This window comes from Ventrimonas sp. (assembly GCF_048380235.1).
Lineage (GTDB): Bacteria > Bacillota > Clostridia > Lachnospirales > Lachnospiraceae > Brotaphodocola.
On sequence record NZ_DBFCCJ010000064.1, the window covers coordinates 20,181 to 34,294 of the forward strand.

16 protein-coding genes are annotated in these 14,114 nt (G+C 51.4%); all 16 read left to right on the forward strand.

What is annotated here, in order from left to right:
- The first annotated feature begins 12 nt into the window (after positions 1 to 12).
- Positions 13 to 1,332, forward strand: a complete 1,320-nt coding sequence (locus ACMP1L_RS10330; RefSeq protein WP_418452969.1) for an aspartate kinase — start codon at positions 13 to 15, stop codon at positions 1,330 to 1,332.
- Positions 1,333 to 1,513: 181 nt separating this feature from the next.
- The gene (locus ACMP1L_RS10335; protein ID WP_418452970.1) at positions 1,514 to 3,508 is read left to right on the forward strand and encodes a M28 family peptidase; all 1,995 of its coding nucleotides are present in this window, start codon (positions 1,514 to 1,516) and stop codon (positions 3,506 to 3,508) included.
- A 5-nt stretch (positions 3,509 to 3,513) separates the two neighbouring features.
- Entirely contained in the window at positions 3,514 to 4,749 is a 1,236-nt protein-coding gene (locus ACMP1L_RS10340; RefSeq protein WP_418452971.1) for a BaiN/RdsA family NAD(P)/FAD-dependent oxidoreductase, read from the forward strand.
- A gap of 36 nt (positions 4,750 to 4,785) precedes the next feature.
- Positions 4,786 to 5,475, forward strand: a complete 690-nt coding sequence (gene cmk, locus ACMP1L_RS10345) for a (d)CMP kinase (RefSeq protein WP_118731605.1) — start codon at positions 4,786 to 4,788, stop codon at positions 5,473 to 5,475.
- Positions 5,475 to 6,326, forward strand: coding sequence for a 4-hydroxy-3-methylbut-2-enyl diphosphate reductase (ispH, locus tag ACMP1L_RS10350; RefSeq protein ID WP_118731606.1), 852 nt, complete (start codon positions 5,475 to 5,477; stop codon positions 6,324 to 6,326). The genes cmk and ispH overlap by 1 nt, the downstream gene beginning before the upstream one ends.
- A complete protein-coding gene (gene rpsA / locus ACMP1L_RS10355; RefSeq protein ID WP_118731607.1) occupies positions 6,307 to 7,389 on the forward strand; it encodes a 30S ribosomal protein S1 in 1,083 nt (360 codons plus the stop codon). Before ispH ends, rpsA begins: the two co-directional genes overlap by 20 nt.
- Positions 7,390 to 7,599: 210 nt before the next feature.
- Positions 7,600 to 8,190, forward strand: coding sequence for a nitroreductase family protein (locus ACMP1L_RS10360; RefSeq protein WP_118731608.1), 591 nt, complete (start codon positions 7,600 to 7,602; stop codon positions 8,188 to 8,190).
- Between the two features lie 351 nt (positions 8,191 to 8,541).
- On the forward strand, positions 8,542 to 9,063 hold the full coding sequence (locus tag ACMP1L_RS10365) for a zinc ribbon domain-containing protein (RefSeq protein ID WP_418452972.1): 522 nt from the start codon (positions 8,542 to 8,544) through the stop codon (positions 9,061 to 9,063).
- A gap of 218 nt (positions 9,064 to 9,281) precedes the next feature.
- The gene (locus ACMP1L_RS10370; protein WP_418452973.1) at positions 9,282 to 9,827 is read left to right on the forward strand and encodes a nitroreductase family protein; all 546 of its coding nucleotides are present in this window, start codon (positions 9,282 to 9,284) and stop codon (positions 9,825 to 9,827) included.
- Positions 9,828 to 10,023: 196 nt separating this feature from the next.
- Complete coding sequence (locus tag ACMP1L_RS10375) at positions 10,024 to 10,350, forward strand: PadR family transcriptional regulator (protein WP_418452974.1); 327 nt, start codon at positions 10,024 to 10,026, stop codon at positions 10,348 to 10,350.
- A complete protein-coding gene (locus ACMP1L_RS10380; RefSeq protein WP_118731613.1) occupies positions 10,343 to 11,122 on the forward strand; it encodes an HAAS signaling domain-containing protein in 780 nt (259 codons plus the stop codon). Before ACMP1L_RS10375 ends, ACMP1L_RS10380 begins: the two co-directional genes overlap by 8 nt.
- A complete protein-coding gene (locus tag ACMP1L_RS10385; protein ID WP_418452975.1) occupies positions 11,106 to 11,285 on the forward strand; it encodes a hypothetical protein in 180 nt (59 codons plus the stop codon). Before ACMP1L_RS10380 ends, ACMP1L_RS10385 begins: the two co-directional genes overlap by 17 nt.
- Before the next feature lie 33 nt (positions 11,286 to 11,318).
- Positions 11,319 to 11,510 (forward strand): PspC domain-containing protein, encoded by a 192-nt coding sequence (locus ACMP1L_RS10390; protein ID WP_118731711.1) that lies wholly within the window; start codon positions 11,319 to 11,321, stop codon positions 11,508 to 11,510.
- Between the two features lie 68 nt (positions 11,511 to 11,578).
- Entirely contained in the window at positions 11,579 to 11,797 is a 219-nt protein-coding gene (locus ACMP1L_RS10395) for an alpha/beta-type small acid-soluble spore protein (protein WP_118731615.1), read from the forward strand.
- Between the two features lie 83 nt (positions 11,798 to 11,880).
- Entirely contained in the window at positions 11,881 to 13,083 is a 1,203-nt protein-coding gene (gene cbiD, locus ACMP1L_RS10400) for a cobalt-precorrin-5B (C(1))-methyltransferase CbiD (protein ID WP_418452976.1), read from the forward strand.
- Positions 13,080 to 14,114: a cobalt-precorrin 5A hydrolase gene (locus tag ACMP1L_RS10405; protein WP_418452977.1), complete on the forward strand. Its 1,035-nt coding sequence runs from the start codon at positions 13,080 to 13,082 to the stop codon at positions 14,112 to 14,114. Before cbiD ends, ACMP1L_RS10405 begins: the two co-directional genes overlap by 4 nt.

The following is a 14,114-nucleotide window of genomic DNA, read 5'->3' on the forward strand; positions in this document are numbered from 1 at the left end:
AGAGACAGCGATATGAAGAAGGTTGTGAAGTTTGGCGGCAGTTCTCTGGCGAGTGCCCGTCAGTTCAAAAAAGTCGGAGATATCATCCGTGCAGATAAGACTAGAAGATATGTGATCCCGTCCGCACCGGGCAAGAGAAACAGCAAGGATACCAAGGTTACGGATATGCTGTATGAGTGCTATGCGGCTGCATCTGCCGGAGCATCCTACAAAAAGATCCTGGAGGCGATCAAGGCACGCTACCAGGAGATCATTGACGGCCTGGAGCTGAACTTAAATCTGGATCATGAGTTTGCTACCATCGAGGAGAATTTCGTAAAGGGAATCGGCAAAGACTACGCAGCTTCCCGCGGCGAGTACTTAAACGGCATTGTGATGGCAAATTATCTCGGCTACGAGTTCATTGACGCGGCAGAGGTCATTTTCTTTGATGAGCATGGCAACTTTGAGGCAGAACTCACCAACAAGGAACTTTCCGAGCGTCTGGAGCATGTTGATCGTGCCGTTATCCCGGGCTTCTATGGTTCAAAGCACGACGGCAGCATCAAGACCTTCTCCCGCGGCGGTTCCGATGTGACCGGTTCCATCGTGGCCCGCGCGATCCACGCAGACCTGTACGAGAACTGGACCGATGTTTCCGGTTTCCTGGTTACCGACCCGCACATCGTGGAAAATCCGGAGGTCATCGAGACCATCACCTACAAGGAGCTCCGCGAGCTGGCTTACATGGGCGCAGGCGTGCTGCATGAGGACGCTATCTTCCCGGTAAGAAAAGAGGGTATCCCGATCAACATCCGCAACACCAACCGTCCGGAGGACAAGGGCACTCTGATCGTAGAGAGCACCTGCAGAAAGCCGCGCTACACCATCACCGGTATTGCCGGAAGAAAGGGCTTTTGCGCGATCAACATTGAGAAGGCCATGATGAATTCCGAAGTTGGGTTTGGGAGGAAAGTTCTTGGTGTGTTCGAGAAGTACGGAATCTCCTTTGAGCATATGCCGTCAGGGATCGACACCATGACCATTATGGTACACCAGGACGAATTTGAAGAGTACGAGCAGTCTGTGATTGCCGGTATCCACCGCGCGGTAGAGCCGGATCTGGTAGATCTGGAAGCAGACCTTGCTCTCATCGCAGTGGTTGGCAGAGGTATGAAGGGCACCCGTGGTACAGTCGGAAGAATCTTCTCCGCACTGGCACATGCCCGCATCAATGTAAAGATGATCGACCAGGGCTCCAGTGAACTCAACATCATCATTGGTGTGAAGAATTCTGATTTTGAGACCGCCATCAAGGCTATTTACGACATCTTCATCACCGCAGCAATCTAAACGATATGCCGGATATTTGATCCGGCTCCGAAACATGAGGGAATCTCACGCAGGACATTTGCCGGCGCGCGGTTCCCTCTTTCGTTGTGGGAGAAAATGTGCTATACTGGATGTTAAGTTTTGACCTGCGGACCGGTGTTTTACGGGAATCAGGAAAGATAAGAACAAAGAGGGGAGTTTCATGAACAGAACAAGATGCCAGGTCCCGAAACAGGGCCTGCTGCTTTTGACTGCTGCGCTGTTGTCCGGCTGCGCCGGTCCGTCTACCAGAGTGCTGCCGCAGCGGCAGGGCGGAACCATGCAGGAGGTTCCGGATGAGATCCCGGTGGTGGAGGAGGTAAATTCCTTTTATCTGCAGGAATCGCTGGGCATCCTTTCCGCTTCTGCGCGTCCGGCCGGAAGCCGGGAGGAGGACAGTGCTGCCCGCTATATCCAGAAGCTTTTAAAGGACTACGGTTATGCGGTAAGCCGTCAGCGCTTCCGCCAGAAGACGGAGCATGCGGAGATCATCGGCACCAATGTGACGGCGGTGCGTGAGGCGGAGGATCCGGATGCGGATATTCTGCTGGTCTGTACCTGGCATGACTCGCTTCCGGACAGTCCGGGTGCCGGAAAGAATGCATCCGGTGTTTCGGTATTTCTGGAGACAGCCCGTCTCCTTTCCGGCCTTCCTACGGATACGGAGCTCCGTTTCGTCAGTCTGTCGGCCCATGAGAGGGACGCGCTGGGAGCGCGGATGTATGCCAAAAGCCTGAGCAAGCGGGAGCGGGAACGGCTCATCGGCGTGATCACCATTGGTCCGTGCGGCGCGGTTGATACCCAGGACACGGTTCTGGCTACCCAGGATGGCAGAGGGACCATGCTGGGAGAACTGATCCGGGAGGCTGCAGGCGGAGTCACCGGACGGGAGTGGGAGTTTGCGGAGCAGGCGGGGCAGGAGAATGGTATCTTTGCCTCTTACGGGATCCCGGCTGTCCAGGTAGGACAGCGCTTCGACAGCTTTGATTTTGGGACGCCGCTCGATACCGTAGACACGGTGGACGCGGAGTGTCTGTCGCAGATCGTGGATACGTTGTGTCAGTCGGTATCCGGGATCATGAGCCTGGATACCCCGTCCATGCGCGCAAAGGCACATTTTGAGAATAACTGGAATGATTTTATCTATTCCCAGGATCCGGGACAGAGAATTCCGTTCGGGGTATCGCCGGACCGGCTTCAGGCTTTGTTTGGTATTCCGGGAAAGATGGCTGTGGTAACCCGGGATGCGAAGAACCGTCCCATTGAGAGATATCAGTTTTCCATGAACTGGTTTGACATGGATCAGCCGTTTAAGACCAGCTGCTATTTTACGGATGAGCAGCTTGATCTGGTCAGCCTGATACCCGGCGGGAACCGGCTGACTGCGAAGGAAATGCAGGAGCAGCTTTCCTTGCTGTACGGAGAGCCGCACAAAAAGAATCTTGGCCCGTATGGCCTGGACTGCGTCTGGCTGGATGAGCAGAGGGGAATGCAGCTGGAGCTGATCCCCGGAAAAGAAAGCTTTGAAATTGAAATCTGCGCTTATACGCCGCAGCTGAAACCGATCGCGCGTTTTAACCCGGATGGAACGCAGCCGGAGGGAGAACAGGCCCTTACGCCGGAATTAAAGTCCCTGAAGGATCTGTGCAGTACCATGTTCTGCCCGCAGGAGGAAGCCTGCCCGGCCGCACAGCTGGTGTTCGAGTCAGACGGCGAAGGCGGCAGCACGGCTTCGGTGGTGAAAGACGCGGAGACTTCTGACATCTGGGAAGTACACATTGACCCGGCGGATTTCGTTCGGGCAGACGGCGGCATGAGGGACCGCACCGGAACGCTGATAACGCTGGAGCGGACCTATGGACAGCTTCTTGCCGCAGCAGAGCCGGAGCACTACGCAGCCGGATATGATGCTCTTGTAAAAAGCCTGGAAGCCAGAACACGGGGGATCATGGAGGCAGAGCCCGGAAGCAGCATCACCCGGACGCAGGAAACCCTGCCGGAGCTTGCGGATGCGTTTGCCATGTACGTTCTGGCAGAGATGCCTGTGGACAGCCCCGGAAGCTATCAGGAATGCGTACGCTATTTTTATCAGTTTGAAGAACTGAATACATACCGCAGTGCCGTGAGAATTGCTCTGGGACTGCAGACGGAGGAATAATCAGTATGAGTCATGTGATCATCGTCGGCGGCGGTGCCGCAGGCATGATGGCGGCGATCGCCGCAGCCGGTGCGGGCCATAAGGTCTGCATCTATGAAAAAAATGAAAAGCTTGGTAAGAAAATCTACATCACAGGAAAGGGCCGCTGCAATGTGACCAACGCCTGCGATACGGAGGAGCTGTTCCGGAATGTGGTCCACAATGCCAAGTTTTTATACAGCAGCTTTTACACCTTTACCAATACCGATGTCATGGACCTGATCGAGAAGCATGGCTGCCCGTTAAAAACGGAGCGCGGAGGCCGCGTGTTCCCGGTTTCGGATAAGTCCTCCGATGTCATCCACGCGCTGACGGTGGCGCTTCGGGAACTGGGCGTGGAGGTGGAGCTTCATGAGGAGGTGTCCGGGGTCCTTGCAGAGGACGGGCATGTGTCCGGCGTGCGCTTAAAACGCGGACAGAAGGTGGTCCCGGCCGATGCCGTGATCGTGACCACCGGCGGACTGTCCTATCCGTCTACGGGCTCTACCGGCGACGGATACCGTTTCGCGACGGAGCTGGGACATACCATTACCGAGCTTTCCCCGGCCCTGGTGCCCTTTGAGGCAAAGGAAGCAGTCTGTAAGGATTTGCAGGGCCTGTCCCTGCGCAACATCAGCGTACAGATCCGGAACGGAAAGAAGGTATTGTATGAGGAGTTTGGCGAGATGCTCTTCACCCATTTCGGAGTCAGCGGACCGGTACTTCTTTCTGCCAGCAGCTATGTTGCCTCCACGCTGAAAAAAGGACCGCTTACCCTTTCCATTGACCTAAAGCCGGCGCTGTCCGAGGAACAGCTGGATGCCAGGATCCTGCGGGATTTTGAGGAGGCTAAGAATAAGCAGTACAAGAATTCCTTAAACCATCTGCTTCCGGCCAAGCTGGTTCCGGTTATCCTTGAAAGAAGCGGCATTCCCGCGGAGAAAAAGGTGAACGAGATCACCAGGGAGGAGCGCCATCAGCTGGTGCGTGCTGTGAAGGATTTCTGTATCACTCTGGTGGGACTGCGGGATTATAAGGAGGCCATCATCACCCAGGGAGGCGTGTCCGTGCGGGAGGTAAATCCGTCCACCATGGAGTCAAAAAAGACGGCAGGACTTTATTTTGCGGGCGAGGTGCTGGATCTTGACGCGGTGACCGGCGGGTTTAATCTGCAGATTGCCTGGTCTACCGGATACCTGGCAGGAATTTCCATTCCACAGTAAGGAATGAAACGATAGAAACAAGGAGACGAAAAAGCTATGGAAAAACATGCATTTAATATCGCGATCGACGGCCCGGCCGGTGCCGGAAAGAGCACCATCGCAAAGCTGGTGGCAAAGAAACTTGATTTTATCTATGTGGATACCGGTGCCATGTACCGTGCCATCGCGCTGTATCTGCTGCGCAGCGGCGTGGATACTGCCGATGAGGCGGCAGTCAGTGAGGCTGTAAAGAACGCGGACATCACCATCTGCTACCGGGACGGAGCACAGCAGGTCATCTTAAACGGTGAGGATGTATCCGGCCTGATCCGCACGGAGGAGGTGGGCAATACCGCTTCGGCTGTCAGTGTGTATCCGGCCGTGCGCGCCCATCTGTTAGAGCTGCAGAGAAGCCTTGCGGCCAGCCGCAACGTGATCATGGACGGCCGTGATATCGGCACCTGCATTCTTCCGGACGCAGAGGCCAAGATCTACTTAACGGCCAGCAGCCGGGTCCGTGCCATGCGCCGTTACAAAGAATTAACAGAAAAAGGTACCATGTGTAATCTGGAAGAAATTGAGCAAGATATCATTGAGAGAGACCACCGCGACATGACCAGGGAGACTGCGCCGCTTAAGCAGGCGGAGGATGCAGTGCTTCTTGACAGCTCCGAGATGACCCTGGAGCAGGTGGTGCAGGCCATCATCGATACCGCAAAAGCACGCGGACTGAAGGAGGAAGCCTGATGGAGGTTATCGTTGCGAAGACAGCCGGGTTCTGCTTCGGTGTGAAGCGTGCGGTAGAGCAGGTCTATGAGCAGATCGAAAAGGCAAAAAAGCCGGTCTACACCTACGGTCCCATCATTCACAACGAGTTTGTAGTAAAGGATCTCGAGGAGAAGGGCGTGCGGGTGCTGAACACCGAGGAAGAGCTTGCCGCCCTGAAGGACGGAATTGTCATCATCCGCTCCCATGGTGTCGGGAAGCATATTTATGAGCTGCTTGAGGCACACCATATCACGGTGGTGGACGCAACCTGTCCGTTTGTGAAAAAGATCCACCGGATCGTGGAGCAGCAGACGGCAGAAGGACGCCGTGTCATCATCATCGGAAGCCCGGAGCATCCGGAGGTGCAGGGCATCCGCGGATGGGGCAATGACACCACTCTGGTGGTGGAAAAGCCGGAGCAGATCGAGAATCTTCCGGTGGGGATCGGAGAAAAGCTGTGTGTCGTATCACAAACGACATTTAATTACAAGAAATTTCAAGATTTAGTTGAAAAATTCGAGAAAAAGGGTTATGATATACTTGTTTTAAATACGATTTGCAATGCAACACAGGAAAGACAAGTGGAAGCTAGACGTATTGCTTCTGAAGTGGATGCTATGATTGTCATAGGCGGCAGGCATAGTTCCAACACACAGAAACTCTACGAGATATGCCAAAAGGAATGTAAGAATACTTACTTTATCCAGTCACTCGGCGATTTCAACCCTGAATGTGTGAATTCTGTGCGCAGCGTAGGTATTACAGCGGGGGCATCCACCCCGAATCAAATTATTGAGGAGGTTCATACTAATGTCAGAATTAAGTTTTGAACAAATGTTGGAGGAATCATTAAAGACAATACGTACGGGAGAGATCGTCACTGGTAAAGTCATTGATGTGAAAGAGGACGAGATCGTCCTGAACATCGGATACAAGTCTGATGGTATCATCCCGAGAAGTGAGTACACCAACGAAGCAAACGTAGATCTCAGAACCCAGGTTCAGGTTGGCGACGAGATGGAAGCAAAAGTTGTTAAGGTAAACGATGGCGAGGGCCAGGTTGCACTGTCTTACAAGAGACTGGCTGCAGACAAGGGCAACAAGAGACTGGAAGAGGCTTTCGAAAACCACGAGGTTCTTACCGCAAAGGTTGCACAGGTACTGGACGGCGGCTTAAGCGTTGTTGTTGATGAGGCTAGAGTCTTCATCCCGGCAAGCCTGGTATCTGACACTTATGAGAAAGATTTAACCAAATACGCAGGTCAGGATATCGATTTTGTTATCACTGAGTTCAACCCGAAGAGAAGAAGAGTCATCGGTGACAGAAAGCAGCTTATGGTTGCTAAGAAGGCTGAGCTTCAGAAAGAGCTCTTCGAGCGCATCCATGCAGGTGACACCGTAGAGGGTACTGTTAAGAACGTTACCGATTTCGGTGCATTCGTAGACCTGGGCGGCGCTGACGGCCTGCTTCATATTTCCGAGATGTCCTGGGGCCGTGTTGAGAATCCGAAGAAGGTATTCAAGACCGGCGATCATGTAAAGGCTCTCATCAAAGATATCAACGGCGAGAAGATCGCTCTGAGCTTAAAGTTCCCGGAGCAGAATCCGTGGGCTGACGCAGCTGAGAAGTACGCTGTAGGCAACGTAGTAACCGGTCGTGTTGCTCGTATGACTGACTTTGGCGCATTCGTTGAGTTAGAGCCGGGCGTAGACGCTCTGCTTCACGTATCCCAGATCTCCAGAGATCACGTTGACAAACCGGCAGATGCTCTGACCATCGGTCAGGAGATCGAGGCTAAGGTTGTTGATTTCAACGGCGAAGACAGAAAGATCAGCTTAAGCATGAAAGCTCTGCAGGCTCCGGCTGAGCAGAACGAGGCAGACGCTGAGTAATCTGAATTAAATAAAATTTTAAAGCACTATGACGTGGAATGAAAAGTTCCGTGTCATGGTGCTTTTTTGTTACTGGGCACACATGTGTCTCCAGCATCTTTTTTCAAGTGCTGGAAATGTGAAAACAATCGTGCTACTATGGAGAAAATGGTGCTTCGGAATCACTGCAAATGGATGTGACAGGAGACAGAATTGGAAAGGAGCTATATCATGTTAACAGATTTGGTGCTTAAAAATCGTAGTTATCGTGGATACAACAAAAGTCGTAAAGTAACAAAAGAGGAACTTATGGAACTGGTGGACATTGCAAGACTTTGTCCTTCTTCGGCCAATATTCAGCCTCTTTGTTATTATCTCGCATGGGAACCGGATGAAGTGGCAAGGATTCAGGAACAGACCCGTTGGGCCGGCGCAATTACACATATGAAGCTGCCGCATCCCGGCATGGAACCACCTGCTTTTATTGTGATTCTGCAGGATACAAAGATTAATGATTCTATGACACGGTTCCAAAAGGATGTCGGAATTGTAGCACAGACTATGCTTTTGGCAGCCGCGGAGAAGGGGCTTGGCGGCTGCATGATCGGAAGCTTTCATGCGCAGAATATCAGGGAAATCCTGAACCTGGATAAATCTTACGTGCCGGTGCTGGTGGTGGCAATTGGCGAACCGGAAGAAAAAATTGTCCTGGAAGATGTGGAGCCAGAAGAAAGTACGAATTACTACCGTGATGAACAGGATGTTCATTATGTGCCGAAACGTAAACTGAAGGACATTGTATTTACGGCGGAGAAAAAATAAATATAATAACACTGGCACAGCAGAAATGTTACGTGTGTCTTTTACGGAATATTTCTGCTGTATCGGGATCGGAAGGAGAATTTTGTAGTTTTTTGCGATGAGAGCTTTCTTGTTTTGATTGTGATAAACAGGTTCTCATGTTATACTTGGTTTCAATCTATGTACAGTCTGTTTTTCAGACAGTGTCTTTTCATTCTCTTACATACATTCTATGTATTTTCCCAGTTTTATCTGTTATACGGGCATAAAGACTTTTGCGCAAAGTGCGGAAACGCTGTAATGTAACAGAATTTCCGCAGCGCAGAGTCTATAACGATTGCCATAGAGAAATCCACAGAAAGGAGAAGGAGTATGGTATTTTGCGCAAAGTGTGGAAAAAAACTGAATGAGGGGGCGAGGTTTTGCCCCAGGTGCGGCACACCGGTTGGAGAGCAGGGAGGCGCGGGTACTTCCGTTTCGCAATCAGGAGGCGGCAGTTCCGGTACATTTTCGTGGGATCAGGCAGGTCAGATGCGTGATCTGAGCAGAGAATTTCAGGAGAGCGATGTAGAACAAAACAAGCTCATGGCTGTGCTTTCGTATTTCTCGCTCCTGGTGCTGCTGCCAATCCTGTGCGCGAAGGACTCAAAGTACGCCAGATTTCATGCAAACCAGGGACTTATGTTACTGCTTATGTCGATGGGATGGCAGTTTATATCTGCAATGCTGAATCTGGTATTTGACCGATACTGGTGGCAGTTTCGCTTCCTGCTTTCACTGTCCGGAGTAGGATATCTGCTGATTCTGGTGCTGTTTTGCATGGGAGTGGCAAATGCTGTTACAGGAAAAGCAAAAGAACTTCCGCTTATTGGACATTTTCGGATTCTGCATTGATCGAAAAAAACGTTTTTTCTACAAGAACTGCTCTAAATGTGTTATGATGGTAACTGTTCAGTAGGTCTGCGCATTTACTGCGCTGACCGTAAGAAAACATAGGCGGGTAGGCAAAAATCCCATTGCCGCAGGCAATTTTTCATGGATTTTTGCTCGTGACTGTGAAGGTACTGAACAGTTACTTATGATGGTAAAAAAATGAGCAGGAGGATATGACAATGGAATTTGAAAAACTGATCGAAGAGCGCAGAAGCATCCGTAAATATGACAGCAGTAGACGTGCAACGAAGGAGCAGATCACCGCTATGGTACAGGCTGCGATTCAGGCACCATCCTGGAAAAACAGCCAGACTGCACGTTATTACGCCATTTTAGAGGAAGCAAAGTGTGAGGAATTTTCTGAAAGCTGCCTGCCGCAGTTTAACCGGGACAGTTCCAAAGGTGCTTCTTATCTTGTGACTACATTTGTCAAAAACCGGGCAGGTTATAACCGAGAGACCGGAGCGCCGGATAATGAATGCGGAAACGGCTGGGGCTATTACGACCTTGGCCTGCAGAATGAGAACCTGATCTTAAAGGCAAAAGAGCTTGGTCTGGACACCCTGATCATGGGAATCCGTGACGCAGAGAAGATCCATGAGATGCTTCAGATTCCAGAGACAGAGCAGATAGTAGCTGTGATCGCTGTCGGCTACCGTGACATTGACCCGGAAAAGCCGAAGCGCAAAACTCCGGAAGACATTCTGACTTTTTTGGAGGGCTGATGCCTTCTCCAGATAAGGACGAACAAAAAGAAAGCAGGTACGGCCGGGCAAAACCAGAGCGTACCTGCTTTTCTTTATAAAAATAACCACTTGACAAATAATATTATATGCTATATAGTATATCCATCAGTAATATTATACATTGTATAATATATGGAATTTTACAATATTACACTATAAGGAAAGGCGGGATCATATGGTTTTTAATACGGGCGCGGCACTTCTGGATGCCATTGTGCTGTCCGTTGCCTCCAGGGATCAGAATGGAACCTACGGCTACCGCATCACCCAGGAGGTGCGTGAGGTGCTGGACATTTCAGAGTCTACCCTTTATCCGGTGCTGCGGCGTCTTTTAAAGGACGGATGTCTCGAAAGCTATGATCTGGCAATCGACGGAAGAAACCGGCGGTACTACCGGATCACGGAGAGCGGAAGGCTTCAGCTGAATCTTTACCGTGGAGAATGGAATACTTACGCACAGAAGATATCCAGAATACTTGAGGAGGTCATAAAACATGAGTAGAGCGGAGTTTATGGAAAAGCTGGAATATCTGCTGCAGGATCTTTCGCAAGAAGACCGGGAAGACGGAATAGCCTTTTACCGTGATTATCTCGATGAGGCCGGAACGGAGCGGGAGCAGGAAGTACTGCGGGAATTCGGAAGCCCGGAACGGATCGCCTCCATCATCCGGAGCAATTTACAAGTGGATCTGGAAGACGGCGGCATTTTTAGCGAGAATGGGTTTGAGGATGAGCGTTTCCGGGAGCCTGGGTACCAGGTGGTAAAACGGAAAGATCTTCCGGAGGTGCTGGAGGAAAACAGACAAAGAAATGATGACGGTCATGCACAGACAGCGGGACGGGAACGGACAGAGTATGAACATGGACGGTCACGAAAAAAAGAAGGAACACGCCGGAGAATTCTTCTTCCGCTGCTTCTGGTCTTAGTTTTGTTTCCGGTTATCCTCGGCATGGGAAGCGGAGCCATTGCCGCGATCTCCACGCTGCTTGCTCTTATCGCCATAGCAGTGCTTGGAATCGGCTTCCTGACCATAGCGGCCTGCTTTGGCACTGTGATTCTGACGGTAATGGGTGCAGCTATCCTGGTCTCCGACTTATGGGGCGGTATTACCGTTGTTGGATTTGCAGTATTCACGTTTGGCTGTGTGCTGATCGGAATTGCGTTATCGATTCTTACATACGGAAAATTTGTGCCATGGTGCATTCGGACGATTGTAAACATTCTGAAGGGACTGCTTCGGGGAGGAAAGAAAGCTTATGAAAAATTGCGTTAAGTGGTTTTTAGTGGTGGGCATCCTGTTCTGCCTTTTCGGCACGGGAATCATTACAGCCGGTCTTATGAAGGGCGGAGCCAGGAATGCGAATAGCTATTTGAGAGAGTATTACCATCATGCAGAAGAGATTGAGGAACATCTGGATGATTATATAGAGTATTAGGTGTGAATATGCTGGGAGGAATGAAAGATGGATATGAATAAAAAACTGTATCGTTCCAGTACAAACAGAGTAATATGCGGCGTTTGCGGCGGTCTTGGAGAATATTTTGGTGTGGATCCGACCGTTGTGCGTTTGATATGGGTATTGATTGCCTGCTCCGGAACAGGCTTGATTGCCTATATTATTGCAGCGGTCATTATGCCGCTGAACCCGGATGAAGAATAGGTTTTTACAATTTATGAATAAAGCGCAGCGAAACGGGCACACTTCCAGAGAAAAGGAGTGTGCCCGTTATGTCTAAGAAAAAAGAGAAGAAGCCCTTTGATCCGGAACATATGACCCCGGAGGAACAGCTGAAATTTGAGATTGCGGAGGAGCTTGGCCTGGGAGACCGGGTCCTGAAGGATGGCTGGCGCTGCCTGACCTCCAAGGAAAGCGGCAGGATCGGCGGCCTCATCACAAAAAGGAAGAAGCAGATGCAGAAGGAAACTGAGAGAAACGCCCAGGTCTGATGCTTGTCAAACCACGCAAAAGCAAGTATAATAAAAACCGATTACAGTGTACAAAAAAGCGTATGCTGAAACGGAGAAAACAAGTGGCAGAGAAAAGACTGAGGAATGGATATACAACCGGGACCTGTGCGGCGGCTGCGGCGAAGGCGGCGGCCGCTTTTTTGTTATGTGGAAAAGCGGATTCGGACTATTCGGAACTTACCCTTCCGGGCGGAACTGTCTGCCGGATCCCGGTAACACGGTATGAGCCGGAGCAGAAAACGGAGTCTCCGGCGTTCTGCTTTTTTGTGCAGAAGGATTCCGGGGATGATCCGGATGTGACGAACGGAACAAACATTTATGCCAGCGTGCGTCAGGTGGACCGGAATGAGTTTGAATCCCTGTGCCATGCGGGTGCCGGATATTATCTGAAGGAATACCCACAGCTCTATTTAAACGGCGGCCGGGGTATCGGCATGGTGACAAAGCCGGGGCTTAGCTGTCCGGTGGGACATTATGCCATCAACCCGGTACCGCGCAGCATGATCCTGGGGGCGGTGGCGGATGTTGTGCAAACAGCTGCCTTTGAGGAATATCTGATCGTTACCATCTGGATCCCGGAAGGGGAGCAGCTGGCACTCCAGACCTTCAATCCCAAGCTGGGAATTCAGGGCGGTATCTCGGTTCTTGGCACTACCGGAATTGTAAAGCCTATGAGCGAGGAGGCACTGCTGGAAACCATTCGTCTGGAAATTCACATGAAAGCAGTGAACGGGGCAAAGGTGCTTTTGATGGCGCCCGGAAACTATGGCGAAGAATTTTTAAAGAAGGAGCTGGGTGTTCCGATGGGAAGCGCCGTTCTTTGCAGCAACTTTGTAAAGGAAGCGGTGCTGATGGCAGAGATGGAGGGCTTTCGGAAGCTGCTGTTTGTGGGGCACATCGGTAAGCTGATCAAGGTGTCTGCAGGTGTGGAAAATACCCATTCCAGGTATGGAGACGGCCGCATGGAACAGATGGCGCTGCTGACGAAAGAACTGGGGCATCCTAAGCTGCAGGGACAGATCCGTGCCTGCAATACCACAGATGACGCGCTGGCGCTGTTAAAAGAACAGGAGCTTGCAAAGCCGCTTCTTGACCGGACTGCTCTCTGTGTTAAGCACTGGATGGAAACCTGGAGCGGCGGTCATATTACAGTGGAAGCAGTTACCTTTTCCACTGCACATCAGCTGCTCGGAGCGACAGAAAACTGGCAGAAAGCATTTGATGCCTGGCTGAAGACATCCGGCCGGGGAAAGGACTCTTTATGAAACTTGCAGTGATCAGCTTTACCATGAGAGGCGAGAACGTCTGCGAAAAACTGATGGACGCGATGAACGTCGCCGGAGTGGAATGCCGGGGATATACTGGAAGAAAAACAGGAAATACGAATTTGGCGTTACAGACTGTCTCAGGTTCGCTCTCTGAATGGACCGGTCAGCAGTTTGCCGCATGTGACGGACTGATCTTTATCGGGGCAGCCGGGATTGCGGTGCGGCTGATTGCTCCATACTTGAAAGATAAGCTGACTGATCCGGCTGTGATTGTGGTGGATGAGGCCGGACAGTTTGCCATTTCCCTTCTTTCTGGGCATGTGGGCGGAGCAAACCGTCTGACGGAATGGACGGCAGAAATCCTGAATGCAGTACCGGTTGTGACGACGGCCTCCGACGTGCGGGGGCGCACTGCGATTGATGTCTGGGCAGCGGATCACGGCCTTGTGCTGACAGACCGGATACTGGCAAAGGAGATTGCGGCGGCGATCCTGGAGGGAGAAACGATCGGATATTTCAGCGATTATCCGATTCCGCAGCCGGAGGGAACCGGGTATGAGGCAGACGTGGTTCACCGGCTTAATGTCTGGGTAACCTGCCGCAGGCAGGAGGCGCCGGGCATATTTCTGCGTCTGATTCCTAAGAAGCTGGTACTTGGTATTGGCTGCCGCAGGGGTACGCCAGGAGATGTCATAGAAACAGCAGTGCGGGAAACTCTCGAAGAGCATCATCTGGACATACACGGAGTGTCCGGGGTAGCGAGCATTGATTTAAAGAAGGACGAGGCCGGACTTTTGGAAACAGCAACTGGTCTTGGCATTCCTTTTTCTACATACAGCAGTGAAGAACTGGCGGCTGTGCAGGGAGACTTTTCGGAGTCCGGGTTTGTGCGTCAGGTGACCGGAGTCGGAAATGTCTGTGAGCGGTCGGCTCTTTGCTGTGCGGGAACAGGCGGACGCCTGATCGTGAAAAAACAGGTACACAACGGCGTGACGGTGGCTGTGGCAGAAAATACAGGAGGAGAATGA